Annotated in this window: 19 protein-coding genes; 6 read left to right on the top strand and 13 right to left on the bottom strand. The window is 72.0% G+C overall.

Annotation, left to right across the window (positions count from 1 at the left end):
* Positions 1 to 110: 110 nt before the first annotated feature.
* Complete coding sequence (locus ACFYYJ_RS32860) at positions 111 to 911, bottom strand: inositol monophosphatase family protein (protein ID WP_385125859.1); 801 nt, start codon at positions 909 to 911, stop codon at positions 111 to 113.
* Between the two features lie 27 nt (positions 912 to 938).
* Positions 939 to 2,096: a ferrochelatase gene (locus ACFYYJ_RS32865; RefSeq protein ID WP_389137793.1), complete on the bottom strand. Its 1,158-nt coding sequence runs from the start codon at positions 2,094 to 2,096 to the stop codon at positions 939 to 941.
* A gap of 170 nt (positions 2,097 to 2,266) precedes the next feature.
* On the opposite strand from ACFYYJ_RS32865, the gene ACFYYJ_RS32870 reads away from it, so the two are divergent.
* On the top strand, positions 2,267 to 3,520 hold the full coding sequence (locus ACFYYJ_RS32870) for an MFS transporter (protein WP_385366364.1): 1,254 nt from the start codon (positions 2,267 to 2,269) through the stop codon (positions 3,518 to 3,520).
* Entirely contained in the window at positions 3,474 to 4,799 is a 1,326-nt protein-coding gene (locus tag ACFYYJ_RS32875; protein WP_385125746.1) for a D-arabinono-1,4-lactone oxidase, read from the top strand. Before ACFYYJ_RS32870 ends, ACFYYJ_RS32875 begins: the two co-directional genes overlap by 47 nt.
* A 33-nt stretch (positions 4,800 to 4,832) precedes the next feature.
* On the opposite strand, the gene ACFYYJ_RS32880 is transcribed toward ACFYYJ_RS32875, so the two are convergent.
* Positions 4,833 to 5,639: a hypothetical protein gene (locus tag ACFYYJ_RS32880; protein ID WP_389137796.1), complete on the bottom strand. Its 807-nt coding sequence runs from the start codon at positions 5,637 to 5,639 to the stop codon at positions 4,833 to 4,835.
* A gap of 527 nt (positions 5,640 to 6,166) precedes the next feature.
* Between ACFYYJ_RS32880 and sepH the strand changes: the two genes are divergently transcribed.
* A complete protein-coding gene (gene sepH / locus ACFYYJ_RS32885; protein ID WP_385125750.1) occupies positions 6,167 to 7,231 on the top strand; it encodes a septation protein SepH in 1,065 nt (354 codons plus the stop codon).
* A 112-nt stretch (positions 7,232 to 7,343) separates the two neighbouring features.
* Here sepH and ACFYYJ_RS32890 read toward each other — a convergent pair whose 3' ends face one another.
* A complete protein-coding gene (locus ACFYYJ_RS32890) occupies positions 7,344 to 8,189 on the bottom strand; it encodes a sulfurtransferase (RefSeq protein WP_389137799.1) in 846 nt (281 codons plus the stop codon).
* Between the two features lie 182 nt (positions 8,190 to 8,371).
* Between ACFYYJ_RS32890 and ACFYYJ_RS32895 the strand changes: the two genes are divergently transcribed.
* Positions 8,372 to 9,163, top strand: coding sequence for a VOC family protein (locus tag ACFYYJ_RS32895; RefSeq protein ID WP_385365344.1), 792 nt, complete (start codon positions 8,372 to 8,374; stop codon positions 9,161 to 9,163).
* Between the two features lie 50 nt (positions 9,164 to 9,213).
* Here the strand turns inward: ACFYYJ_RS32895 and ACFYYJ_RS32900 are convergent, their stop codons facing one another.
* Entirely contained in the window at positions 9,214 to 9,522 is a 309-nt protein-coding gene (locus tag ACFYYJ_RS32900) for a hypothetical protein (RefSeq protein WP_385365346.1), read from the bottom strand.
* 340 nt (positions 9,523 to 9,862) lie between these two features.
* A complete protein-coding gene (locus ACFYYJ_RS32905) occupies positions 9,863 to 10,072 on the bottom strand; it encodes a hypothetical protein (protein WP_385365347.1) in 210 nt (69 codons plus the stop codon).
* A gap of 120 nt (positions 10,073 to 10,192) precedes the next feature.
* Between ACFYYJ_RS32905 and ACFYYJ_RS32910 the strand changes: the two genes are divergently transcribed.
* The gene (locus ACFYYJ_RS32910; RefSeq protein WP_389137802.1) at positions 10,193 to 12,826 is read left to right on the top strand and encodes a hypothetical protein; all 2,634 of its coding nucleotides are present in this window, start codon (positions 10,193 to 10,195) and stop codon (positions 12,824 to 12,826) included.
* Positions 12,827 to 12,977: 151 nt separating this feature from the next.
* Here the strand turns inward: ACFYYJ_RS32910 and ACFYYJ_RS32915 are convergent, their stop codons facing one another.
* From ACFYYJ_RS32915 to ACFYYJ_RS32945, 7 genes are all read right to left on the bottom strand, one after another.
* Positions 12,978 to 13,400: an acyl-CoA thioesterase gene (locus ACFYYJ_RS32915; protein WP_385125758.1), complete on the bottom strand. Its 423-nt coding sequence runs from the start codon at positions 13,398 to 13,400 to the stop codon at positions 12,978 to 12,980.
* Positions 13,401 to 13,451: 51 nt separating this feature from the next.
* Positions 13,452 to 14,561, bottom strand: coding sequence for a radical SAM protein (locus ACFYYJ_RS32920; RefSeq protein WP_389137804.1), 1,110 nt, complete (start codon positions 14,559 to 14,561; stop codon positions 13,452 to 13,454).
* Between the two features lie 50 nt (positions 14,562 to 14,611).
* Positions 14,612 to 16,315, bottom strand: coding sequence for a Phenylacetic acid catabolic protein (locus ACFYYJ_RS32925; RefSeq protein WP_389137806.1), 1,704 nt, complete (start codon positions 16,313 to 16,315; stop codon positions 14,612 to 14,614).
* A 136-nt stretch (positions 16,316 to 16,451) separates the two neighbouring features.
* A complete protein-coding gene (locus tag ACFYYJ_RS32930; protein WP_389137808.1) occupies positions 16,452 to 17,102 on the bottom strand; it encodes a thymidine kinase in 651 nt (216 codons plus the stop codon).
* Positions 17,103 to 17,200: 98 nt separating this feature from the next.
* Positions 17,201 to 18,403 (bottom strand): alkaline phosphatase family protein, encoded by a 1,203-nt coding sequence (locus ACFYYJ_RS32935; protein WP_385365354.1) that lies wholly within the window; start codon positions 18,401 to 18,403, stop codon positions 17,201 to 17,203.
* Positions 18,403 to 19,002, bottom strand: coding sequence for a DUF5998 family protein (locus tag ACFYYJ_RS32940; protein WP_385125768.1), 600 nt, complete (start codon positions 19,000 to 19,002; stop codon positions 18,403 to 18,405). The genes ACFYYJ_RS32935 and ACFYYJ_RS32940 overlap by 1 nt, the downstream gene beginning before the upstream one ends.
* Before the next feature lie 53 nt (positions 19,003 to 19,055).
* Entirely contained in the window at positions 19,056 to 21,932 is a 2,877-nt protein-coding gene (locus ACFYYJ_RS32945) for a GNAT family N-acetyltransferase (protein WP_389137811.1), read from the bottom strand.
* 190 nt (positions 21,933 to 22,122) lie between these two features.
* Here ACFYYJ_RS32945 and ACFYYJ_RS32950 point away from each other — a divergent pair, with 190 nt between their 5' ends.
* Complete coding sequence (locus ACFYYJ_RS32950; RefSeq protein ID WP_384579769.1) at positions 22,123 to 22,404, top strand: HPr family phosphocarrier protein; 282 nt, start codon at positions 22,123 to 22,125, stop codon at positions 22,402 to 22,404.
* The last annotated feature ends 449 nt before the right edge of the window (positions 22,405 to 22,853 follow it).

Here is a 22,853-nt window from a genome sequence, read left to right on the forward strand (position 1 = left end):
GGCGGGGCTGGATCTCCCCGGCGTTCGAGGCCCCGCGGGGGCAAATCCAGCCTCGCCTGCGTTTGAGGCGCGAGGTCTGGGGCGGAGCCCCGGGAGGCCGACCCGCAGGGTCAGTCGTGCCAGGCTCCCGCCTCGTCCAGCAGCGGCTGCAACGAGGCGAAAACGGCCGGCGTGGCGGCGAGGACGAGTTCGCCCGACGCCCGCTCCCCCGGCCGACCGCCCGTCAGGGCCCCGGCCTCGCGGGCGATCAGGTCGCCCGCCGCCAGGTCCCACGGGTTCAGGCCCCGCTCGTAGTACCCGTCCAACCGCCCGGCGGCCACGTCGCACAGGTCCAGCGCCGCCGACCCGCCCCGCCGGATGTCCCGGACCAGCGGGATGATCCGCGCCGCGACCTCCGCCTGGTGGGCCCGTCGGCTCTGGAGGTACCCGAAACCGGTGGCCACCAAGGCCTGGTCCAGCGGCGCGGCCGACCGGCACGCCAGCCGCGCACCCTCCAGCCACGCCCCGCCGCCCAGCACCGCGTGGTACGTCTCCCCCCGCATCGGCGCCGCGACGACGCCGACCACCGTCTCGCCCTCGTACTCGGCCGCGATGGACACGCCCCAGCTCGGCAGCCCGTAGAGGTAGTTCACCGTGCCGTCCAGCGGGTCGACGACCCACCGCACCCCGCTCGTGCCCGGGGTGTCGGCCCCCTCCTCGCCGAGCAGCCCGTCCGCGGGGCGCCGCTCCGCGAGGATGCCGGTGATCAGCTTCTCCGCCGCGATGTCCATCTCGGTCACCACGTCGATCGGACTGGTCTTGGTCGCGGCCACCGCCAGGTCGGCCGGCCGGCCGTCGCGCAGCAGCGCACCGGCCTGCCGGGCGGCGTCCAGGCCCACGGCCAGCAGTTCGGCCTTCAGTTCTTCGGAGATCACGGTCCCGCCACCCCTCTGCGTTCCCTACGCGTACGGACTGTCCACGCCCGCGGCCGCCGGCCGGGGGCTCCGCGCCGGGCAGCAGCCCACGGCGCACAGGTCATGGCTGGCCCCCAGCAGTCCGAGCGCGCACCGCTCGACGCCCTCGCCCCGCTCGGCCGCGGCCCGCTCCAGCACGAGCTCGCGCACCGCCGCGGCGAACCGCGGGTCGGCTCCGACCGTCGCCGAGCGGGCGATCGGCAGGCCGAGCTCGGCGGCCTTGGCCGTCGCCTCGGTGTCGAGGTCGTAGAGGACCTCCATGTGGTCCGAGACGAAGCCGATCGGCACCATGACCACCGCCGGGGTGCCCCCCTCGTGCAGGGCCTCCAGGTGGTCGCAGACGTCCGGCTCCAGCCACGGGATGTGCGGGGCGCCGCTGCGCGACTGGTAGACGAGGTCCCAGGGCAGTTCGGTGCCCGTCTCGGCCCGTACCGCGTCCGCGATCACCTTGGCCACGTCCAGGTGCTGCCTGACGTAGGCCCCGCCCTCGCCGCCTTCCGTGTGCTCCTCGACCGGCCCGGACGCGTCGGCCGCGGCGGTGGGGATGGAGTGCGTGGTGAAGACCAGGCGGGCGCCGGCCCGGACCTCCTGCGGCAGGGACTCCAGCGAGGCGAGCACCCCGTCGATCATGGGCTGCACGAAGCCGGGGTGGTTGAAGTAGTGCCGCAGCTTGTCGACCTTCGGCAGCTCGGTCACGCCCTCCTCGACGAGCGCGGCGAGCGCGTCGGCGAGGTTCTCGCGGTACTGCCGGCAGCCCGAGTACGAGGCGTACGCGCTGGTCGCGAGGACCGCGATCCGACGGCGCCCGTCGGCGGCCATCTCCCGCATCACGTCGTTCAGGTAGGGGGCCCAGTTGCGGTTGCCCCAGTAGACCGGGAGGTCCAGCCCGTGCTCGGCGAAGTCCTTGCGCAGGGCGTCCAGCAGCTCGCGGTTCTGGCCGTTGATGGGACTGACGCCACCGAAGCCGAAGTAGTGCTGCCCGACCTCCTTGAGGCGCTCGCGCGGGATGCCCCGGCCGCGCGTGACGTTCTCCAGGAACGGCACGACGTCATCGGGTCCCTCGGGGCCGCCGAAGGACAGCAGCAGGAGGGCGTCGTACGGGGCGGCGGACCCGCCGGCGGGCGGGAGGAGCTGGTCTGACATGCCCCGAATCCTGCCACCCGGCGTCCTCGCACGGGAACCTGCCCGGCCCCGACGCGCGCCGCCGAACAGGTAAGGTAAGCCTAAGTTCCATGATCCGGAACTTCCCCGTGCAGGCGCCCGGTCGGCGGTCGTAAGCTGTACGAGCCGATGACGTCCCTTACGGAGGGCCCTTGCCCAGTCCCTACCGCGCCATCTTCGCGGCTCCCGGAACCAAGGCGTTCAGCGCCGCCGGCCTGATCGGTCGACTGCCGATCTCCATGGTCGGCGTCGGCATCCTGACGATGATCTCCGAGATCACCGGCCGCTACGCCATGGCCAGCGCCCTCACCGGCACCCTGGCGCTCTCCGCCGCCGTCATCGGCCCGCAGGTCTCCCGCCTGGTGGACCAGTACGGGCAGCGCCGGGTCCTGCGGCCCGCCACCCTGATATCCGTGGCGGCGGTCGCCGGACTGCTGCTGGCCGCCGCGAACGGGCTGCCGGACTGGACCCTCTTCGTCCTCACCGCCATCGCCGGCTGCGTGCCGAGCGTGGGCTCGATGGTCCGCGCCCGCTGGACCGTGCTCTACGCGGACTCCCCCCGCGAGCTGCACACCGCGTACTCCTTCGAGTCCGTGGTGGACGAGATCTGCTTCATCTTCGGCCCGATCATCGCCATCGGCCTGTCCACCACCTGGTTCCCCGAGGCCGGCCCGCTCATCGCCGCGGTCTGCCTGATGGTCGGCGTCTGGCTGCTCACCGCGCAGCGCTCCACCGAGCCGACGCCGCACCCGCGCGAGACCACCGGGAAGCGCACCTCGGCCCTGCGCTCCCCCGGCCTGCAGGTGCTCACGGCCACCTTCGTGGCGACCGGCGCGATCTTCGGCTCCATCGACGTCTCCACACTGGCCTTCGCCGAGGAGCAGGGCCACAAGTCCGCCGCCAGCCTCATCCTGGCCATCTGGGCGTTCGGGTCCTGTATCGCCGGAATCGTCTTCGGCCTGCTCCACCTCAAGGGCCGGACGGAACGTCGCTGGGTACTGGGCATATGTGCGATGGCCGTGAGTATGATCCCCCTCCTACTGGCCGGGAACTTGCCGTTTCTGGCCGTGGCGCTCTTCGTCTCGGGCCTCGCCATCGCTCCCACGATGATCACCACGATGGCCCTGATAGAGGCGCACGTCCCACGCGCGAAGCTGACCGAGGGCATGACCTGGATCAGCACCGGCCTCGCGGTCGGAGTCGCCGTCGGCTCGTCGGTGACCGGTCTGGTCATCGACGCCGCCGGGGCGCGCAGCGGGTACGTCGTCTCCATCTCGGCGGGGGTGGCCGCGGCGGCGGTGGCGTTCGCGGGATACCGCCGGCTGACGAGGCCGGCGCAAGGGGAGGAGCGCGTCAGCGATGGCGACGGCGACAGCAGGGAAGAGCGCGCAGACCGCGTGGCGTAACTGGGCGGGGAACGTCACCGCCACGCCCGCCCGCACCGTCACCCCGGCTTCGGTCGGGGAGCTTCAGGAGGCGGTCCGCCGGGCCGCCCAGGAGGGCATGCGGGTGAAGGCGGTCGGCACCGGCCATTCCTTCACCGCGGCCGCCGCGACCGACGGCCTGCTCGTACGGCCGCAGGCGCTGGCCGGGATCCGGGAGATCGACCGGGCCGCGGGCACGGTGACGGTGGAGGCGGGCACGGTCCTCAAGGACCTGAACGCGGCCCTCGCCCAGGAGGGCCTCTCGCTCACCAACATGGGCGACATCATGGAGCAGACCGTCTCCGGCGCCACCAGCACGGGAACGCACGGCACCGGCCGCGACTCGGCCTCCATAGCCGCCCAGATCCGCGGCCTGGAGCTGGTCACCGCGGACGGCGAACTGCTCGTCTGCTCCGAGAAGGACCACCCGGACATCTTCGCGGCGGCCCGGGTCGGCATCGGGGCGCTCGGCATCGTCACCGCGATCACCTTCGCCGTCGAGCCGCTCTTCTTCCTGACCGCCCGCGAGGAGCCCATGCTCTTCGACCGGGTGACGGCGGAGTTCGACCAGCACTTCGCGGAGAACGAGCACTTCGAGTTCTACTGGTTCCCGCACACCGGCAACTGCAACACCAAGCGCAACAACCGCAGCCAGGGCCCCGCCGCCCCGCCCGGACCGGTCAGCGCCTGGATCGAGGACGAGCTGCTGTCCAACGGCCTCTTCCAGGCCGTCAACTCGCTGGGCCGCGCGGTCCCGGCCACGATCCCCTCCATCGCCCGCGTCGCCAGCCGCGCCCTCTCGGCGCGCACCTACACGGACATCCCGTACAAGGTGTTCACCAGCCCGCGCCGGGTGCGGTTCGTGGAGATGGAGTACGCCCTCCCGCGCGAGCGGCTCGTCGAGGCCCTGCGGGAGCTGCGGGCCATGGTGGACCGCTCGCGCCTGCGGATCAGCTTCCCCGTGGAGGTGCGGACGGCCCCGGCGGACGACATCACGCTGTCGACGGCGTCCGGGCGCGACTCCGCGTACGTCGCGGTGCACATGTACAAGGGCACCCCGTACCAGGCCTACTTCACGGCGGCCGAGCGCATCTTCACCGCGCATGGCGGCCGTCCGCACTGGGGCAAGGTGCACACGCGCGACGCGGAGTACTTCGCGCAGGCCTATCCGCGGTTCGGCGAGTTCACCGCGCTGCGCGACCGCCTGGACCCGGACCGGGTGTTCGGCAACGACTACCTGCGGCGGGTCCTGGGCGACTGAGCCGCGGGGCGTCCGGGTCGGCCACCCTCCTGCTCAGGGGGTGGCCCCCTGCTTCCCCTGCCCCGTCTGCGGCGACGGCTCCGCGACCGGCGTCCGGCTGGGAGCCGGTGTGGTGGCGGGGGTGGACGGGGTGGACGGGGTCGGCGTGGGGGCGGGCGTCGGCTTCCCGGACTCCGAGCGGCTCGGCTCCGGGCTCGGGCCTTGGCCGGAGCCGTCCGCCCCGCCGGAGGGGTTCGGGGACGAGCCTGAGTCCGGGTTCCGCCCCTCCTTCGGGTCCTTGCCCCGCCCGTCCTCCCCGCTCCGCTTCCCGCCGCCGGTGCCCGACTCGTCGGCCGGGTCCCGCCGTTCCTGGCCCGCCTTGCGCGTACCGCCCGAGAAGATGGTCCCGCCGCCGCTGCTGACGGAGGTTCCGGCGACGGCCTCGTACGTTCCGAGGACCCCGAGCGAGATGGCGAAGGCGGCGCCGGCCGCGACCGCCGTGCGCTTCCAGCCCCGTACGCGGGTGCCGTGCACGGTGGCCTCGCCGAACTCCCCGTCGGGGACGGGCGCGGGCGCCTGGCGGGACTTGGGGCGGGCGCTCTCGCGCAACTGGTCGCCGGTACGGCGGAAGAGGTGCTGGATGACCGGTCCGCCGGCGGTCGCGACCACGCTCACCACGCCCGCGCCCAGAATCGTTCCGTAGACGCCCATCTTGGAGGCCAGCAGCGCCGCCGCGACGGTGGCCAGGGAACTGCCGGCGACCTGGGCGGCGCTCAGGTCGAGCTTCTTCTTCTCCGACTCCGCCGGCTCCGCCGACTGCCGTATGTCCGGTTCGGCGTCGTGCGCCGCTTTCTGACCCATCGCCATCCCCTGCGCGTCGCGCCCCTTGCGTGTCGAATCCCTCAGCAGTTACCGACAGCTGAACGAAGCGGAAAGTTCCGTTTCTGTGGATTCTGTGAAGCAAGACACCCCGAATCGGACACGGGTGCAGGTGGGACCCGGCGGAGGGCACGCCAACTCCCGCCGTCCGGGAGAAGTTCGGCGGCGCGGCGGTCCACCCAGGTGGCCCGAATGGAGTACTGTGGCGATCCCTGGGGCTGTCCTTCCTTACGGATGTCCGGACTCGGGAGAGGGGGCCGATTGATGGAAAGCGGCACTCGAAGACCGGCGATACCGCGATATCGCACGGGCTCCTGCTGCGCACAGTAACCGCTTGGTCACTGTGCGTGCCCAACAGGTAACCGTGCCATAACGGCGATCAAGGGCGCATGCCCGACACGCCGGTTTAACTCGGCAAGGTTGTGGCAGGCTGCACCCGGGCAGGCCACACTCGACTAGCGGAAGCAGCGACGCACGTGACGTCGGCAGGCACCACCCGGGAGGTCCCCATGCCCGAACTGCGTGTCGTGGCCGTCTCCAATGACGGCACACGACTGGTGCTCAAGGCTGCGGACAGCACGGAGTACACGCTTCCGATCGACGAGCGGCTTCGCGCTGCCGTACGCAACGATCGAGCACGCCTGAACCAGATCGAGATCGAGGTCGAGAGCCACCTCCGCCCCCGCGACATCCAGGCCCGCATACGGGCCGGTGCCTCCGCTGAGGAGGTCGCTCAACTCGCCGGCATCCCCGTCGACCGCGTACGCCGCTTCGAGGGACCCGTGCTCGCGGAGCGCGCGTTCATGGCCGAGCGCGCCCGCAAGACCCCCGTGCGCCGTCCGGGCGAGAACACCGGGCCGCAGCTCGGCGAAGCCGTGCAGGAACGGCTCACCCTGCGCGGGGCCGAGAAGGAATCCGTCCAGTGGGACTCCTGGCGCCGCGACGACGGCACCTGGGAGGTCCTCCTCGTCTACCGGGTCGTGGGCGAACCGCACTCGGCGAGCTGGACCTACGATCCGCCCCGCCGGCTGGTGGTGGCCGTGGACGACGAGGCCCGCTCCCTCATCGGCGAGGCGGAGGACCTCCCGGCGGCGCCGGAGCCGAGCTTCCCGTTCGTGCCGAGGATCGCGCGGCTACCGCGCGACCGGCCGCTGGACCGCACCCTCGACCGCGCTCTCGACCGGCCGCTGGACCGGGCTCTCGACCGGCAACTGGAGCGGGCCGAGGCCAGGGCGGTCGCCCCGCAGTCGGAGCCGGAGGAGGAGCGGGACACCCTGACGAGCCTGCTGGAGGCCGTCCCGAGTTTCCGCGGCGACCTGGTGGTGCCCGACCGTACCGAGACCCCGCCGACGGAGGCGGAGGTGGAGGAGCCGCCGGCCCCGGCCGCCTCGGCGGGCGCGGGCGCCGCGTACGCGGACGTCCTGATGCCCCGTACGGTCGCGGGCCACCGCGACCGGCTGACCGGCACCACCGATCGCCAGGCCGAGGCCGACGGGGTCCGTCCGGGCCGCCGCGCGGCGGTGCCCAGCTGGGACGAGATCGTCTTCGGGACACGGCGCAAGAAGCAGGAATAGCGCGACGCGCGGCCCACGAGTCGCGACCGTCGACTCACGCATGTGCGACGGCCGGGCCGCCGCCGGTACCTCCCGGCGGCGGCCCGGCCGTCGCGGTGCGCGGCTGCCGCGACTACTGCGGGTCCGGGCCGGTGGCCACCGGGCGGTCCGGGTCGGTGGACCACTCGGACCAGCTGCCCGCGTACAGGTCGGACCCGATGCCGGCCACGGCCAGTGCCAGGACCTCGTGGGCCCCGGACACGCCCGAGCCGCAGTACACGCCGACCTCCGTGCCCTCCGTGACGCCGAGCGCCTCGAACCGGGCGCGCAGTTCGTCCGCCGGGCGGAATCGGCCGTCACCCGTCACGTTCTCCGTGGTCGGGGCCGACACCGCGCCCGGGATGTGGCCGGCGACCGGGTCGATCGGCTCGACCTCGCCGCGGTACCGCTCCCCCGCCCTGGCGTCCAGGAGCAGTCCCGCACGCGCCCGTGCGGCCGCGCCGTCGGCGTCCAGCAGCCCCGAAGCCGCCGGAGTTGGCTTGAAATCGCCCTCCACGGAAGTCACCCGGTCGGCCGATACGGTGCCCCCGGCCGCCACCCACGCGGCCAGGCCGCCGTCCAGTACCCGCACGTCCGGGTGACCCGTCCAGCGCAGCAGCCACCACGCGCGCGCCGCGGCCCAGCCCTGGCCGCCGTCGTACACGACCACGGGCCCGTCGGAGGTGACCCCGGCCCGCCGCATCACCGCGCCGAAGGCCTCCGTGTCGGGGAGCGGGTGGCGGCCACCGGCACCGGGCGGACCTGCCAGTTCGTGGTCGAGGTCGACGTACACCGCACCCGGCAGGTGCCCGGCTTCGTAGGCGGGGCGCTGATCGGGGCCACCCAGCTGCCAGCGGACGTCCAGCAGCACCGGCGGCCGGGAGCCGGCCAGCTCGGCCCGCAGCTCGGCGGCGGAGAGGATCGCAGAATTCGCAGTCATGCGGCCCATCTTCCTCCCCGCCCCGGCCCCGCGTAACACGCCCGTCACCGCACGGGCGCACCGATCCGGTCATCTATGTCCCCGGGCTCCGCCATGCGGCCCGGTCGGGGCGCGCCGGGGCTCCGGGAGTGGAAGCATCAGCACCGGCGAGCGACTCGAACTCGACAGAGGAGACGGCTCACATGACCGAGCCAGCGACAGCGACCCGGCACACGCCCGGCACCCCGTGCTGGGTGAGTCTCATGGTGCACGGTCTCGGGACGACCGAGGACTTCTACGCCGATCTGTTCGGCTGGGAGTACGAGCCCGGCCCCGAGCAACTGGGCCCGTACGTGCGGGCCGTGCTGAACGGCCGGGAGGTCGCCGGAATCGGCGAGATGCCCCCGGACCGGCACCTGCCGGTGGCCTGGACCACGTACTTCGCCACCGACGACGCGGACGCGAGTGCCGAGGCGATCCGCTCGTGCGGCGGCACGGTGGCGGTGGGCCCGCTGGACGGGGGCAGCGCGGGGCGGATGGCGATCTGCTCCGACCCGCTGGGTGCGATCTTCGGGCTGTGGCAGGCGCTGAGCCACCCGGGCACCCGGTCGCCGGGGTCTCCCGGCACCCCGGTGTGGAACGAGCTGGTCACCCAGGACACCTCGACGGTCGGCAAGTTCTACCAGCACGTCTTCGGCCACGAGGTGGCGGCCCACGACCCGGGTGCCGACGACTTCGACTACCTGACCCTCCAGCTGGGCGGCCGCCCGGTGGCCGCCGTGCACGGGGTCGGCCGCTCGCTGCCGCACGACCGGGGTCCGCACTGGATGGCGTACTTCGAGGTGGAGGACACCGACGCGGCCGCCGCCCGGGTCGCCGAGCTCGGCGGGCGCGTCGTCGAACCGCCCCACGAGGGCATCGAGGGACGCGTGGCCACGGTCGCGGACCCGGAGGGCGCGGTGTTCACCCTCGTACGCTCACGGGGCCGCGACTGACCCGGCCGGGCACGTCCGGCCGACCGCGGCACCGCCCTGTCCGTGCGCGGTCAGCCGCGCCGGCCGGGCCGTGACGGACGCTGGGCGCGGGTGATCAGCACCATGCCGAAGAGCAGTGCCACGGCCCCGGGCATCGTGAAGAGACTCCGGTACGGGGAACCCGCCACCAACAGGCCGGCCAGCTGGACGAACAGGGCTGCCGCGATCAGCAGCTGCGCCCAGCCGAACAGCCGTGGGCGGACGACGTGTTTGCGCTGCCAGGGCAACATCCAGCCGGTGGTGAGCGTGGCGGTTCCCGCCGCGGCGACGAGCAGCGCCACGACGGCCACCGGTATGCCGATGTAGAGGCCGAATCCCATGGTGGGATTCTCCTCCCTCGGTGCGCCGTTCGGGTGGTGGGGTCCGGTTCGCGGGACTCGAACCGCAGGCCGAACTCCACGAGCACGCAGCGGGGCCGGTCCGTACCGCCGCACGGGTCGATCCGGCGTACCCGCCTCACGACGAGCCGGCCCGTGAGACGAATCGGCCCTGGCCGCCCGGCTCTACTCCGTAGCCTCCCGCAACGCGGGGGCCGCGCGCCCCGGCCGAAGGCGTAGAAGTGACCCCCACAGGCATGGTTGACGGGGAGGCGTTTCGCTGCCCATCGCACGGGCGTCTCCCAGCGCCTCGATCGCCGAACCCGAACGGAGACGTGGGCACTCAGCCGACGGAGCCGACCGCCGCGACGAACGCGCAACCGAGAGTGGCGGCAAGGGTGAGCACGGCGGCGAAGGCGGTCGCGGCCCGCATGATGGCCGCGGGGTAGCCGGCACCGTCCAGGCGGGCAAGTTTCCCCGCGGCAGCGGCTGCGATCAACGCGAAGAGGGTCACGAGGACGCCGGTGATCAGAAAGACGGCGAGGCCGGACATGTGCAAGCTCCTTGTCCAAGACGGTGTGTTGACACGTCCAAAGGTCGCGGGATCGGTGTGCGACGGGGTTCGGCCGGGCGAAGATGAACACCGGCGCACACACGCGGAAGGGGCGGACAGGTGGACGGGCAGGGGAGGGAACGCGATGCGGCACTGACTGCGTTGCGTATCAGGCTGGAGAGCGGCCTGGCCCGCGCGGGACTGACCAAGTCGCAACTCGCCATTCAGGCGTGCCGCGGACGGACGACCGTGCAGGAGGCCTTCCGGACCGGGGCGCCTGCTCCATCGGCCGAGACCGTCGCCGCCCTGGCCCGCGTGCTACGACTTCCGGTCGAGGAACTGTTGGAACTCCTGCGGACCTCGACCGGAGGGACGGAGCCGGTGCCCAACACTGATCCCGGTCCGGGCAGGTCGATCCGCGATTGGGATCCACACGACCTGGAGGTCCACCCCGCCGGGCCCACCCCGAGCACTCGGGATTCCGACGCAGGGCCGCTTCGTGTGCTGCCGACGTACGTTTCGCGCGACCACGACCGGGCTCTGGCTGACGCAGTTCGGGAGGCGGGTGAGGGCCACAGCCGGATGGTGGTCCTGGTGGGAACATCGTCAACCGGTAAGACCCGCGCCTGCTGGGAAGCCGTCCAGCCTCTCTCACAACGGGGTTGGCAGCTGTGGCATCCATTCGACCCTACGCGGGCCGACGCCGCACTCAGCGACGTCGAGCGTGTGAAGCCCCACACTGTGGTGTGGCTCAACGAGGCCCAGCACTACCTCAGCGACCCCCGAACGGGTGAGCGGATCGCAGCCGCCGTGCACAGCCTGCTGACCGACCCCGACCGCCAGCCGGTACTCATCCTGGGGACCCTCTGGCCTGAGTACGCCGACCGGTACACAGCCATGCCGACCCCTGGTAAGTCGGATCCCCACAGCCGAGTGCGGGAACTGTTCGCCGGCCGCACCCTCACCATCCCGGACACCTTCGACCCGGAAGCACTGCGCACGGCGGCCGCGTTCGCCAAGCAAGGCGATCCGTTGCTGGCGGACAGCCTCACCCGGACGGGCGCTGACGGGCGGGTGACACAAGACCTGGCGGGAGCCCCGGCGCTGCTGCGCCGCTACGAGCAGGCCACTCCGACTGCCAGGGCATTGCTCGATGCCGCAATCGACGCACGCCGCCTCGGCGTGGGCCTTCATCTGCCGCAGATGTTCCTCACCGACGCCGCCAGCGACTACCTCAGCGACCGTGACTTCGACGAACTCGAAGATGACTGGGCGGAGGCGGCGTACGCCGACCTCGCCCGACCTGTCCACGGCAAACAAGCCCCTCTGCGTCGCACTACAGCCAGGCCCAAGCGGCGCCCGCCCGGCAACCCGAACCTGTCCGCCGCAACCGAGGACAGGGGGCACGCAGGGCCGTCGTTCCGGCTCGCCGACTACCTCGAACAACACGGCCGCACCAGCCGTCAGCGCTTCTGCCCGCCCGCATCGTTCTGGCACGCCGCATACGAACATCTCACGCACCCGACCGACCTCAACAACCTCGCTACTGCCGCCCACAACCGGCACCGCCTCCAGTGGGCGCATCACCTACTCCATAGAGCTGCCGACGCCGGTAACACCAACGCCCTCGTCGAACTGGCGAGAAGACGCGACGCCGCCGGGGACCAGCAGGGTGCCGAAGACTACTTCCAACAAGCTGCCGACGCCGGAAACACCAACGCCCTCATCGAACTCGCGAGAAGACGCGACGCCGCCGGGGACCAGCAGGGTGCCGAAGACTACTTCCAACAAGCCGCCGACGCCGGAAACACCAACGCCCTCGTCATCCTCATGCGGACGCGAGAGGCAGCGGGTGACCGGGAAGGCGCCGAAGCCCTCTACCAACGAGCCACCGACAGCAGCCACGGTGATGCCCTAGTCCGCTTGACACAGATTCGGGAGAAGACCGAGGACTACGCCGCAGAGGTCCTCCACAAGCGAACCAACGACAACGGGCACGTCAACGCCGTGGTCAGCCTGGCGAAGAAGCGGGACAGAAGCAGAGCCCGCGAGGCCTCCGAATCGCTGCCGCGACATGTTGCCGACACCGACGATCCCAGCACCAACGCGCTGCTCGTCCTGCTGCGCATGCGAGAGGCAGCCGGGCACCATGAGGGCGCCGAAGCCCTCCTGCAACGAGCCGCTGACGCCGGCAACACCAACGCCCTCGTCGAACTGGCGAGGAAGCGCGATGCGGCCGGGCACCATGAGGGCGCCGAAACCCTCCTGCAACGAGCTGCCGACGCCGGCAACACCAACGCCCTCGTCGAACTGGCACGCAGGCGAGAAAGGGCCGGTGACGGGGAGGGAACCGAAGCTCTTTACCAACAGGCTGCCGACGCCGGCAACACGAACGCCCTCGTCATCCTGATGCAGATGAGGGAGGCGGCCGGCGACCAGGAAGGCGCCGAAGCCCTCTACCAACGAGCCACCGACAACGGCCACACCAATGCGCTTGCCATTCTGATGCAAATGCGCGAGGCGGCTGGCGACCAGGAGGGCGGAGATTCCCTCCTTCTACGAGCCGCCGACGCCGGTGACACCAACGCCCTCGTCAAGATGGCGCATAGACAAGCGAATGAGGGTGACCAAAAGCACGCCGAAGCCCTCTTCAGGCGAGCCGCCGACGGTGGTGGCGCATGGCGTCTCCCCCGGGGCGAACCATGGCCGTATGGACTGGACGCAGACGGCGAACCGAGCGGTCCTTGGCACTAGGTCGTCTGATCGACCAACGGATGACCCTGCTCATCGAGGATGGGGCCATCTCCAGAGACACGCAGTGGTCCACAGGTTAGGGGCCCGCACCGGACCACTGTCTGCTGCAGGATCCCCGCCCCGGCCTTTGCTGCCTTCGCCCGGCCCCCGGTCAGAGTCCGAGGACCGTGGGGTCCTCGGACAGCTTGCGGAGGTAGCCGCCGGGGTCGGGGACCAGGGTGCGGCGGGCCAGGTCGAGGAGGCCGATCGTGCCGGTCACCTCGCAGGCCAGGGTGCCGTCCGCCTTCCGGATCTCCTGGCGCAGCCGGAAGGTCTTGCCCGTCCCCCACTCGAAGGTGCAGACCACGTCGACCCGGTCCCCGCCCTGGAGCTCGCGCTTGAACTTCAGGGTGCACTCCAGTTGGGCCGGTCCGACCCCGCCGGCCAGCAGCTTGTCGCCCGGGATGCCCGCGGCCAGCAGCACCTCCCACAGCGCGTGCTCGCAGTACTGGAGGTAGACCGCCTGGTTGAGGTGGCCGCGGGTGTCGAGCTCGTACTCGCGGACGGCGATGCGAACGCTGAACGGCTGGGGCACGTGAGTGCGTCCCTTCCTTGTTTCTCGGGGGCTTGCGGTGGTTCGGTCCGGTCAGGCCGTGCGGTGCGGGCTGTACGGCGACCAGCTCCACTGGCGCCAGTAGCCCTCCGAGACGCCGAGCCAGGTGCGCAGGTCGTCGGGGCCGTCGAGGAACTCGTGCATGCTCATCAGCAGCCAACTGTGCACCGCCTGGCTGTCGCGGCAATCCCCGCAGTGGCCGGAAGTGCAGCAGAACTGCACGGTTTCGAGGTCGGCGCCCCACGCGTTGAACCCCGGCAGCACCGGGTTTCCGTTGGCGATGCGGTCCGCGTGCGCCTTGTGGTCCACGCTGATGCTCGGGCACACGTCGTACCCGAAGTCCTGGCCGTGCGAGCGGCCGGTGATGAGGGCCTCGATGTAGTACGGGTCGTTCACCACCGCCCGTGGGAACAACTCCTTGACGCGCAGGGCCTCGTCGAGCAGCTTGCGGCCTTCGAGCGCCTTGAGCGGGTGGTCGCCGCCGTACTCGCTGTAGAAGTTGAAGCTGACCAGATTGCCGTTGTCGGCCATCTTGCGGACGGTCTCTTCGATGTGGCCGACGCCGGGCTCGGTCAGCGCGTAGATGAACGTGGCCCGCGGGTCGTCACGGTAGTTGGCGAGGGCGGTGTCGATCAGGCCGGAGAAGCGGCGGCCGTTGGGGTGGATCGCCCGGAGCCGGTCGTCCAGCGGACCGCCGCCGAAGACGGACACGGCGATCGCGACGTCCTCGAACCCCTCCCGGGGCAGGGCCAGGAGGCCGTTGGTCGAGATGGTCACGTAGTCGAGCAGCTCGACGAACGGTCTTATCTTGTCCGGGACGAGGGTCGGCTCGCCGCCGATGAGGAGTGCCGAGGTGACCCCGTCGGCCTTCAGGCGCTCCACGAAGCCGCGCACCTTGACCAGATCGCGCTCGTCGGTGACGGCCGAGTCGAAGTCGTGGGCGAAGAACCAGCAGCCGTCGCACCGGATGTTGCAGGCACCGGTGAGGTGTATCTCCGTGTTGCGCACCTGCCGTCCGAAGCTGCGCAACGCGTCGAGTCGGACGCCCAGTTCCGGTTCCTTCTCGACGATGTCGGCGACGCGTGCACGGATCTCGTCCCGCGAGCGGGGCCGCCGGGTGAGGTTGAGTGGCTGGGCTGACATGCTCGGGGTCTCCTCTGTTCAGCTGCCGGTCTTCCACAGATCGGGCCGGGTCAGACCGGAAGGGTCAGCCCGAGCTTCTTCACCTTCGCGCCGCCGCGGACCTGCCAGTCGTGCCGGGCCTCGGCGTTGGTGCGGGTGCGCAGACCCCAACCCACGGCGACCTCGGCCTTCTTGGAGTCCGGACTGCCGAACACGTCCAGCGAGTGCGGCCACAGCCGGTCGACCGCCGCCTGCACCTGCTTCTTGCCCTCGCGGTCCTTTACCAGGCCGCGGACGATGCGGGCACCGTGCGCGATGTGCACGCGCTCGTCCTGGATGACGGTGCGGAAGGAGTCGGCCCAGGGGCGGTAGCTGCTCGCGGACATCTCCTTGAGCAGCTCCATCACGGCGTCCTCGATCAGCCAGGACACCACTCCGCGCTCGGCCCAGGTGGTGCTGTTGTGGAAGTCGGCCGTCAGGAAGAGCTTGCGCCGTTCCTCCAGCGACTGGGTCGACATCTGCGTGGTGTCGATGCCCAGGTCCGACAGGACCGCGCTGGCCACCTTGAAGTGGTTGATCTCCTCGGCGGCGCGCTCGCAGCAGACCTGCCGTTCCTCCGCGTTCGGCGCCAGCGGGTAGAAGACCCGGATGTAGTCGTCGGCACCGGACAGCTCGCCCTCCGCGTGGATGAGCATCTGCCGCTTCGCCATGGACTGGTACTCCTCGGGCATGCCGAGGAATTCCTCGGGGGTGCGCACCACGATCACTTCGTCATCCGACGGCACCTTGGCCACCTTCACTCTCTCTGGCAGGGGAAGCGTCTCCAGGCGGGGCGGCTTCACCCTGTCATCGCGGGGCACGACCCGTCTTGTAGAAAACGGCCGCCCTGCGGCGCCCTGCTCAGCGGGGAGGAGGACACTGGTGACCCGGCCGGCGATGCGGTCCACGCGGGCGGGCCCGGCGTCGCCCCGGGCCCGGTGGGCCAGGAACTCCGCCGGCGTCAGGCTGGTCATGGCCTTGAACTCGTGCTGGAAATGCGGCTGGTCGTGAAATCCGCAGGCCGAGGCGGTGGCCGTGGTCGACGCTCCGGTGGTGAGCAGCTGCAGCGCGTGCCGCAACCGGACCACGCGCGTGACGGCCATCGGGGACAGTCCGATCTGTTCCTGGAAGCGTCGTCGCAGCTGTCGTTCGCTCCAGCCGACCTCGGCGGCCACACGTCCGACGGGAAGGTGCCGGCGACCGACGCACAGCAGCTCCCAGGCCCGCAGCACCTGCGGGCAGACCGCGGGTCCGGACGCGCAGGCGCGGGTCAGCACCCGGTCGAGGAGGGTGAACCGCTCTCCCCAGCCCGGCGCGGCGGCGAGCGCGTCGGCGAGGGCCCGGCCCCGGAATCCGAGGACCGCTTCCAGATCGACCACGGACTCGGCGAGCTCGTACATGTCGACGGCGAGTAGTCGGAAGGCGGCCCAGGGGGTGAGGATCACCTGTACCCCGGAGGCCCGACCGTCGTGCTCCCCCAGTGTGGGGCGGGTGTGCAGACCGGCGACCAGCGAGGTGTACGGCGTACAGGTCAGGCGTACGGGGTCCGTGACGCGCACAGGGCCCTCGAAACCGATGACCAGCGTCACCATCCCCTGGGGCAGTTCCAGGCGGCGCTGCGGCCCCTTCAGCGCGATCCGGAACCCCCGGTAGCTGTGCACCCCCGGCCGTAATCGCTCGTCCGGCAAGGCCCGCGCGATCTCCCACTCATCCAACGGGCAGGACAAAAGCCTCATGTCGACTCCCCCCTTCAACGGCATCCAACCGCGCGCCGTTCCCCTCCTGCCAGCGGGGAATGAGTCAGTCCGCGCGGAGCCCTCGACGGGGCACGGGGGAAGGGGGCCGAGGGCAGTCGGGTGCCGCGGCGGGGGTTCAGCCGGAGGTGACGGGCAGTACGTCCGGCGACAGCGAGCCCGCCCGGGACGTGGCACTCGTCATGCGTCGGCGGTGGTGGCGGCGGCAGAGGACCTCGTAGCCGATCTCCTCCGCCGGGCGGTTCACGTCGCCGACGACCACCTGGGCGCCCTCGACGACCATTTCGCCGCCCACCGTACGGGCGTTGTGGGTGGCGCGGGCTCCGCACCAGCACAGGGCCTCGACCTGGAGCTGTTCGAGGCGGTCCGCCAGCTCGATCAGGCGCTGCGAGCCCGGGAAGAGCTTCGTGCGGAAGTCGGTCGTGATGCCGAAGGCGAAGACGTCCATGTCGAGTTCGTCGACGATGCGGGCCAGCTGGTCGACCTGGTCGGGGGCCAGGAACTGCGCTTCGTCCGCGATCACGTAGTCCGCCCTGCCGCCCGCCGAGAGCTCACCCACCAGGTAGGCGTACAGGTCCATGGTGTCCGTGACCTCGACCGCGTCCGTCACCAGGCCCAGGCGCGAGGACAGCTTGCCCTCGCCCGCCCGGTCCTGCCGGGTGAAGATCACGCCCTGGAGGCCGCGCGCCGAGCGGTTGTGCGTGATTTGCAGAGCCAGAGTGCTCTTTCCGCAGTCCATCGTTCCGGAGAAGAACACCAGCTCGGGCATGGGGAGTGCGGGACCTTTCGGGTCGTGGGCAGGGGGAGCGGGTCAGCAGCAGGGGGTCGGGAGCAGTGGTTCGGGAGCAGTGGTTCGGGAGCAGTGGTTCAGGAGCGGACTTCGAGGAGCGGGACCAGTTGCTCGGCCGCCGTCATCGAGCCGTGCATTCCGGCGAGGGCCGACTCGTTGGGCTCGTTGCGGGAGGCGGTGATCGCCGCGTCGGTCTGGGCTGCCGCGATCACGTCGCCGATGCGGCCGAGAACACGCTCGTCGCACTCCCCCGGCGCGCCGAACCAGCCCAGTTCGAGGGCCTCTTCGCGGCTCGCGACCCAGAAGCGGTCGCCGAGCACCTCGCGCCACACGGTCAGGACGTCGGCCTCGGCGCCCGGTACCGCGTACACGTGCCGGGCCCGGCCCTCGCCGCCCAGCAGGGCCACGCCCGCGCCGAGCTCCCAGTCCTCGTCGAAGTCGATGCGGGAGTCCTCGTCGAAGGGGACGTCGACCATGCCGTGGTCCGCGGTCACGTACAGCGCGGTGCGCGGCGGCAGCTGCTCGGCGAGGCGCTGGACGAGCCGGTCGACGTACATCAGCTGGCCGCGCCAGGCGTCGGAGTCCACGCCGTGCCGGTGGCCGGCTCCGTCGAGCTCGCTGAAGTACGTGTACACGAGCGAGCGGTCGCCCTCCGCGAGCTGGATCGCCGCGAGGTCCATCCGCTCCTCGCCGGTCATCCGGCCGTGGAAGGTGCCCCCGGACAGCGCGATCTTGGTGAGCGGGGTGGTCTGGAAGGCGGGCGAGGACACCTGCGCGGTGTGCACCCCGGCCTTGTCGGCCAGCTGGAAGACGGTCGGGTACGGCTGCCACGGCTTGGGCGGGGTCCACGGGTGCCAGCGGAGCTGGTTCATCAGCTCACCGCTCGCCGGGTTGCGGACGGCGTAGCCGGGCAGGCCGTGGCGGGCCGGCGGCAGGCCGGTGCCGACCGAGGCGAGCGAGGTGGCGGTGGTCGCCGGGAAGCCCGCGGTGATCGGGCGACCGGTGCCTCCGCGCGAGCTCGCGAGCAGGGAGGTGAGGTACGGGGCCTCGTCCGGGTGGGCCTTGATCTGCTCCCAGCCCATGCCGTCGACCAGGAACACGCAGTTCCGGTCGGCCGGCGTCAGCTCGGCGATCGACGCGGTGAAACCGGGCACGCCCTGCCCGGCCACGAGGGTGGGCAGCAGGTCGGCCAGCGAGCCGGTGCCGTAGTGCGGGACGGGGGCGCCGGCCAGGTCCAGCAGCTCGGGTTCGTCCCAGCCCTGCGGTGCGGAGTACGCCATCAGCGGGCGGAGGGGGCGGACGTCGCCGCCGTCGCCTCGGAGAGCGCCTGCGCGAAGACGAGCGTCTGGCGCACCGCCTCGGGGCCGTCACCGGCCTCGCTGACGCGCAGGCTCAGGTCGTCGGCGGTGGAGTTGCCGGTGTAGCCGTGGTCGGAGTCGCAGTTCGGGTCGCCGCAGGCGGCCGGCTCCAGGTCGATCCGGGAGACCGCGCCCCAGCCGATGGTCAGGACGACCTCGCGGGGCAGGCTGCCGGGCGTGTAGGACTCCGGGTTCGCGACGACCCGGCTGAGCACCACGGAGGAGATGCTGGACAGCTTGACCGACTCGGTCGACGTGGTCGCGTACGGGGAGGGGGATCCGGCGTCGGCGGCCTGCTCGTCGGTGTGGCTGACGATGAAACGGTTGCCCGTCAGGACGAGGACGGTGACGTGCCGGCGCACCTCGTTGGAGTCGAAGGTCGTCTCCTGGTGGACCAGGTACGACGAAATCGGCTCGCCGCCCACCGCGGCCTCCACCGCCTCGGCCACGAGGGCCGGGTAGTAGCCGCTGCGCTCGATCGCCGTGCGCAGCCCCTGGGTCGTCGTACCGGATTTCGCCATGAGGTCCATCCTAAGGCCCGTTCGGGGCGCCCCGGCCTTCCCCCGCACGCCGCTCAGTAGCTGGGAAGCATCCGCGGGCCGAGGTCGCCGCGGACCGGCGGGTGCGCGATCCGCACGGTGGCGCTGAGCACGGAGAACCCCTCGGCCGCGACCACCACGGGCTCCAGGGAGACCCCGACCACCTCGGGGTGGTCGTCCACCATGCGGGACACGCGCAGGAGCAGCTCCTCCAGGGCGGGGGTGTCGACGGGGTCGCTGCCGCGCCAGCCGAAGAGGAGGGGAGCGGTCCGGATCGACCGGATCAATTCCGCGGCGTCGCGGTCGGTGGCCGGGACGAGCCTGTGGGCCGTGTCACCGAGCAGCTCCGAGGCGACGCCCGCCAGCCCGAAGGACAGGACCGCGCCGACGGCCGGATCCACGACGGAGCGGACGACGGTGTCGACCCCGCGCGGCACCATGGCCTGCACCACGGGCAGGAGCTCTGCGGGCTTGCCGAGCCCTTCGGTGAGCTCCTCGTACGAACGTCGCAGCTCGGTCTCGTTTGCGAGGTCGAGCCGTACGCCGCCCAGGTCCGCGCGGTGGCGCAGGTGGGGGGCGGTGGTCTTGAGCGCCACGGGGTAGCCGAGGACCCCGGCGGCCCGGACCGCGGCGTCGGGGCTGGGGGCGGGCAGGGCGGGGAGCACGCGGATCCCGTAGCGGGCGAGCAGCTCGCGGCCGTCCCAGTCGGGCAGGGTCAGCACGCCCCCGCCGTCGGGGTCGAGGTCGACCAGCAGGGCGGCCAGCTGCGCGGCGGCCCCGGGCTCGTCGATGTCCTCGTACTCGGGGACCTGCCCGACCGTGTCGGCGGCGGCCCGTCGCCACTGGCCGTAGCGGACGGCCTCGGCCAGCGCCCGTACGGCCCGCTCGGCCGCGGGGTAGCTGGGGATCCGGTCGGGGTACCCGGCCGCCGGCGCGGCGGGGGCGGTGGCGAAGGGCGGGAGCGGGGCGGGGGCGGGAGTCTCGGCCGGCGGTGCGGGCTCCGTCTCGGTCGGGGGCGCGGTGGGGGTGCGTACCTCGGGGACCGCTCCGGCCGGGAGGGGCTCTTCGGGATCGGAGGCCCGGGCCGCGGAGAGGGCGGCCACCAGTTCGCCGAGTTCCACGTGCACGACGGCGACCGGCTTGCCCGGGACCTCGGTGACGGCGTCCCGCAGGGCGTCGGCGAGGTCGTCGGCGAGCGCGTGCTCGCTCACCCAGGGAATGGCGGTGACGACGACGGCGTCGTTGTCGGGCGAGGCCAGCGCGGCGGCCAGGGCGTCGCGGAAATCGGCCGGGGAGGCGGCGGTCGTGAGGTCGAGCGGCGGCAGCGGGCTCAGGCCCTGGGTCAGGCAGGCGTCGTAGGTGAGCACGCCGAGGGACTCGGAGTTGCCGAGGATCGCGATCCGGGGTCCGGCCGGCAGCGGCTGCGCGGCCAACAGCAGGCCGACGTCCACCAGCTCCGTGACGGTGTCGACCCGGATGACGCCCGCCTGCCGGAGCAGGGCGGAGACGGTGGCGTCGGGCAGCCGGGTGCCGGGGACGAGGTGGCCGGCCGGGGTGTGCCGGCCGCCCTTGGCGACGACCACCGGCTTGGCGGCGGCCGTGCGGCGGGCGAGGCGGGTGAACTTGCGCGGGTTGCCGAGGGTTTCCAGGTACATGAGGGCGACGTCGGTCGCCTCGTCGTCGTACCAGTACTGGAGGATGTCGTTGCCGGAGACGTCGGCCCGGTTCCCCGCCGAGACGAAGGACGACAGCCCCTCGCCGCGCCGGAGCAGGGCCGAGAGCAGGGCGATGCCGATCGCCCCGGACTGCGTGAACAGGCCGATCCGGCCGCGCATGGGCATCGGCGCCGGAGTGAGGGAGGCGTTGAGCTCCACCTCCGGGGCGGTGTTGATCACCCCGTAGGCGTTCGGGCCGATCAGCCTCATCCCGTACGAGCGCACCTGGCGCACCAGTTCGCGCTGGCGCGCCAGCCCCTCGGGGCCGCTCTCCCCGTATCCGGCGGACAGGACGACGAGGCCCTGCACCCCGTGCTCGCCGCAGGCGGCCACGGCTTCCGGGACCCGGTCGGCGGGGACGGCGATCACGGCGAGGTCGACGGGCGCGCCGATGGCCTCGACGGTGCGGTAGGCGCGGACGCCGTCGAGCAGGTCGCGGGTGACGGCCTCGTTGACGGCGTAGAGGTGGCCGTGGAAGCCGCTGTCGCGCAGGTTGCGCAGGGCGGCCGCGCCGACGCCGGCCCCGGAGCGGCTGACGCCGACGACCGCCACCGAGCCGGGGGCGAGCAGGCGCTGCACCGAGCGCGCCTCGGCGCGCTGTTCGCGGGCGCGCTGCACGGCGAGCGAATGGGCGGTGGGTTCGAGGTCGAGGGTGAGGTGGACGGAGCCGTCCTCGAAGCTGCGCTTCTGCTCGTAGCCCACGTCCGTGAACACCTTGATCATCTTGGTGTTGGCGGGCAGCACCTCGGCGGCGAAGCGGCGGATGCCGCGCTCCCGGGCCACCGCTCCGATGTGTTCGAGGAGGGCGGAGGCGACCCCGCGGCCCTGGTGGGCGTCCTGGACGAGGAAGGCGACCTCGGCTTCGTCGGCGGGGGCGGAGGCGGGGCGCCCGTCGGGGCCGATGCGGTCGTAGCGGACGGTGCCGATGAACTCCCCGCCGATGGTCGCCGCGAGGCCGACGCGGTCCACGTAGTCGTGGTGCGTGAAGCGGTGCACGTCGCGGTCGGAGAGGCGGGGGTAGGGCGCGAAGAACCGGTAGTACTTCGACTCGTCGGAGACCTGCTCGTAGAAGCTGACCAGGCGACCCGCGTCCGCGGTGGTGATCGGCCTGATGCGGGCGGTACCGCCGTCGCGCAGGACGACGTCCGCTTCCCAGTGGGCCGGGTACGAGGGGTCCGACTCGTTGGTCATGCCCATACCTTACGGGCCGGAGGCGCGCCGGGACGGGGCGGGTCGCGCTCGCGCGGCGCTATGGGCAATTCCGGACGAAACGGTGCAAGCTGGGGAGGGCCGAACGGCGGGAGATTCGAGACGAAGGTCGGTTCGAGCATTCCGGGCTTCGTGAGAGACTGGTCTAGACAACCGTAAGAACCTGAAGGGCATCACCATGGCAGAGCGCCGCGTCAACGTCGGTTGGGCCGAGGGCCTGCACGCTCGTCCCGCCTCGATCTTCGTCCGTGCGACGACCGCTTCCGGCGTCCCGGTGACCATCGCGAAGGCCGGCGGCGACCCCGTCAACGCCGGTTCCATGCTCGCGGTTCTGGGCCTGGGCGCCCAGGGCGGCGAGGAGATCGTCCTCGCCTCCGAGGCCGATGGCGCGGAGGTCGCGCTGGACCGCCTCGCGAAGCTGGTCGCCGAGGGTCTCGAGGAGCTCCCCGAGACCGTCTGACCCTTCGGGTTCGCCACACACCCGCCGAAGCCGCGGCCCCTCCCGGGCGCCGCGGCTTCGGCATGTCCCGCACCTGCGAGCCGGGGCGTACGCCACCACCTGGCGAGCCGGGGTCGAGGGCAATCCAGCCACTCCCGCCGTCACCCGCGAGCCGAGGTGGGGCCAATCCAGCCCCACAAGCCGTCACCCGCGAGCCGAGGTCGGGGCATTCCAGCCCCTCCGGCGTTTGAGGAGCGGGGTGCGGGGCGGAGCCCCGGCGGCGGAGCCGCACCCGACCCGACGGCCCGGCCGCGCCCCCATAAAGGCCCGGCGCAGCCGAACGGCACGCCCCGGAATTCCGCACACAGAAATCAACCGGCCGCGCACAGCGGATCACACCGCACGGCACAGCGAATTAACTAAAGCCGGAATTCGACCCACACCGCACCGACACCGGCACGCGTCCTTTG

The sequence above is a fragment of the Streptomyces sp. NPDC002467 genome, assembly GCF_042889825.1.
GTDB lineage: Bacteria > Actinomycetota > Actinomycetes > Streptomycetales > Streptomycetaceae > Streptomyces.

What these genes read in the sequence shown, in the direction of transcription:
- ACFYYJ_RS32950 (WP_384579769.1), top strand. Translation starts at nt 22,123, where the DNA reads ATGGCAGAGCGCCGCGTCAACGTCGGTTGGGCCGAGGGCCTGCACGCT.
- ACFYYJ_RS32945 (WP_389137811.1), bottom strand. Translation starts at nt 21,932, where the DNA reads ATGGGCATGACCAACGAGTCGGACCCCTCGTACCCGGCCCACTGGGAA.
- sepH (WP_385125750.1), top strand. Translation starts at nt 6,167, where the DNA reads ATGCCCGAACTGCGTGTCGTGGCCGTCTCCAATGACGGCACACGACTG.
- ACFYYJ_RS32895 (WP_385365344.1), top strand. Translation starts at nt 8,372, where the DNA reads ATGACCGAGCCAGCGACAGCGACCCGGCACACGCCCGGCACCCCGTGC.
- ACFYYJ_RS32935 (WP_385365354.1), bottom strand. Translation starts at nt 18,403, where the DNA reads ATGGCGTACTCCGCACCGCAGGGCTGGGACGAACCCGAGCTGCTGGAC.
- ACFYYJ_RS32875 (WP_385125746.1), top strand. Translation starts at nt 3,474, where the DNA reads ATGGCGACGGCGACAGCAGGGAAGAGCGCGCAGACCGCGTGGCGTAAC.
- ACFYYJ_RS32880 (WP_389137796.1), bottom strand. Translation starts at nt 5,639, where the DNA reads ATGGGTCAGAAAGCGGCGCACGACGCCGAACCGGACATACGGCAGTCG.
- ACFYYJ_RS32940 (WP_385125768.1), bottom strand. Translation starts at nt 19,002, where the DNA reads ATGGCGAAATCCGGTACGACGACCCAGGGGCTGCGCACGGCGATCGAG.
- ACFYYJ_RS32905 (WP_385365347.1), bottom strand. Translation starts at nt 10,072, where the DNA reads ATGTCCGGCCTCGCCGTCTTTCTGATCACCGGCGTCCTCGTGACCCTC.
- ACFYYJ_RS32890 (WP_389137799.1), bottom strand. Translation starts at nt 8,189, where the DNA reads ATGACTGCGAATTCTGCGATCCTCTCCGCCGCCGAGCTGCGGGCCGAG.
- ACFYYJ_RS32925 (WP_389137806.1), bottom strand. Translation starts at nt 16,315, where the DNA reads ATGAGGCTTTTGTCCTGCCCGTTGGATGAGTGGGAGATCGCGCGGGCC.
- ACFYYJ_RS32865 (WP_389137793.1), bottom strand. Translation starts at nt 2,096, where the DNA reads ATGTCAGACCAGCTCCTCCCGCCCGCCGGCGGGTCCGCCGCCCCGTAC.
- ACFYYJ_RS32920 (WP_389137804.1), bottom strand. Translation starts at nt 14,561, where the DNA reads ATGTCAGCCCAGCCACTCAACCTCACCCGGCGGCCCCGCTCGCGGGAC.
- ACFYYJ_RS32930 (WP_389137808.1), bottom strand. Translation starts at nt 17,102, where the DNA reads ATGCCCGAGCTGGTGTTCTTCTCCGGAACGATGGACTGCGGAAAGAGC.
- ACFYYJ_RS32900 (WP_385365346.1), bottom strand. Translation starts at nt 9,522, where the DNA reads ATGGGATTCGGCCTCTACATCGGCATACCGGTGGCCGTCGTGGCGCTG.